Raw genomic sequence first — 1,172 nt, 5'->3', positions numbered from 1 at the left:
GCGGCTGCGTCATTGTTGGCGGCGGGGTCGGTGAGCCGCCGAATCGTCAGGGCACAGCGTTGCTCAATCAAGGTATTGATTTGCTCAACCACGACATTGCCAGCAAAACTTTGTCCGGGGTCAAACTGGAGCTTGCGCGCCGTGGCGGGCAGTAGTTTTGTCAGTTTGTCCAAATGCGCCGTTTGGCCTGCGTCAGTTTCCTGGCAGTCTCCAGCCGTACATACGCCAAACGCCTCTGGTCATCCACCGCGTCGCAACTCCCTGACACCCCGGCCCAGCTTGCGGCGCAACAGGGCCCGCAGGGTCACCCCATCCGAGTACCCGACCTGTGCGGCGACCTGGTCGACGCTGGTGCTCCCGGTGCGCAAGAGATGGACGGCATGCTCCACGCGCAAGTCCTGGAAATACGACAGGGGTGTCTTGCCCAAAACGCTTTGCAGCCGCCGCGCCAAGGTGCGCTCGCTTGTGCCCGCGGCGCTGGCCGCCTCGGCCAGCGAGAAACCTTGCGCGAGCCGACGTCTGGCCCAGCACTCGAAGCGCTCCACCATCGGGTCGGCATGCGCAAGGTGGTCGGGAATCACGAACTCGGCTTGCGAATGCTTGCCCCGTTCCAATGAGAGGCAAAGCTTTCTGGCGATTCACAGACGCTCTCAAGGCATTGCGCTGGCCAGTTCGACCTAAAAGGTTCAAGCTGAACAGCGCCCCAGACTCTCAACGACTTGCCTGCTTACTCCGAGTCGACGGCAAGGTTCGAACCACAGTGTCTTCCAGTTCCGCCTTGATGCAATGCGGCTGCTTCCAGTCGCCTTGGTACGCGATCTGGTCAACACCACCCGGGCCCACGCCGCTGGGCACGTAGTCCAGCTTGAGATTGTTGCGGGTGCGCCAAGCGATAGCGTGGTCGGCACACGAACTGTCGCCAGACACGCCCACAGCACCCAACAATGCACCCTGCTCGTTGTACAGGGCCAAACCGCCACCGAACACATTGATGCCGCCCATGCGCTGACCCACAAGTGGGTCGTTGGGCTGGCCCCAGGCCGCCACAGGGCCTTGCAGCGCTACGGCGGGGTTGACTGGGTTGCTCTCCTGCAAGCCAAACAGGCTACCGCCGGGCTGGACGGCGCTGTACAGGTTGGCCGTGGCCAGGGCCAATCCAGGCAGGCTGAAGG

General features: G+C 62.9%; 1 protein-coding gene and 1 pseudogene. Both read right to left on the bottom strand.

Annotation, left to right across the window (positions count from 1 at the left end; genetic code table 11):
* Positions 1 to 239 precede the first annotated feature (239 nt).
* Positions 240 to 596, bottom strand: a pseudogene (locus tag ABF86_RS12345) (AraC family transcriptional regulator); the annotation flags it as partial.
* A gap of 115 nt (positions 597 to 711) precedes the next feature.
* The coding region (locus ABF86_RS12340) for a heme-binding protein (RefSeq protein ID WP_160803659.1) at positions 712 to 1,172 on the bottom strand (461 nt) is incomplete at its 5' end.

This window comes from Nitrosomonas sp. GH22, assembly GCF_009833115.1.
GTDB lineage: Bacteria > Pseudomonadota > Gammaproteobacteria > Burkholderiales > Nitrosomonadaceae > Nitrosomonas > Nitrosomonas eutropha.
The sequence above is the reverse complement of the archived record's forward strand: the minus strand, read 5'-3'. Positions and strand labels throughout refer to the sequence as shown.